We start from the raw sequence: 861 nt of genomic DNA on the forward strand, positions 1-861 counted from the left end.
GCCTTGAACACGGACGACGCCGATGCCGACCCAACGAACGAATACAACACGGCCATCGGGCTTAGCGGAACCTCGATCACGGTGACCGACCTTGGGGGCACCTTGAGCCAAGACCTTGACGGTACCTTCGCCACCGATGCTGAATTGGCAGCCCTGAACACGGACGACGCGGATGCCGACCCGACCAATGAGTACAATACTGGAGCGGCCATGAATGCCGGTAGTGTTGAGATTACCGATGGAGGCGGTACGATATCCACCAATTTGATAAGCTCCAATGCCAACAATAATATTACCGCAGGAACCGATGGAGGTCTATACCTTAACGTTGCCTCCGTTTCCATTTCGGAAACTGTGACCACCTTGACGGACAATGGGGATGGGAGCTTTACCTACACAAGCGAAAATGGAACACCGACCACTTTCACTGCATCCAGCGCTGTGGATAACGGCAATGGCACATCCACGATCACGTTGGCGGACGGAGACGTCCTTACAATTGATAATGATGGGATAGACAATGTGGACGACGCGGATGCCGACCCGACGAACGAATACAACACGGCCATCGGGCTGAGCGGTACCTCCATCACGGTGACCGACCTTGGCGGTACATTGAGCCAGGACCTTGACGGTACCTTTGCCACTGACGCTGAGCTTGCAGCTTTGAACACGGACGATGCGGATGCCGACCCGACCAACGAATACAACACGGCCATCGGGCTGAGCGGAACCTCGATCACGGTGACCGACCTTGGCGGCACCTTGAGCCAGGACCTTGACGGCACCTTCGCCACGGACGCTGAATTGGCTGCCCTTGACACTGATGATGCCGATGCAGACCCAACGAACGAACTTTCG

Annotated in this window: 1 protein-coding gene; it reads left to right on the forward strand. The window is 56.1% G+C overall.

Annotated features, from left to right (window positions below):
* On the forward strand, nt 1-861 hold an 861-nt coding region (locus ACFSJE_RS07345), incomplete at both ends, for a hypothetical protein (protein ID WP_465254622.1).

This window comes from Flagellimonas iocasae (assembly GCF_042682725.1).
Taxonomy (GTDB): Bacteria; Bacteroidota; Bacteroidia; order Flavobacteriales; family Flavobacteriaceae; genus Flagellimonas; species Flagellimonas iocasae.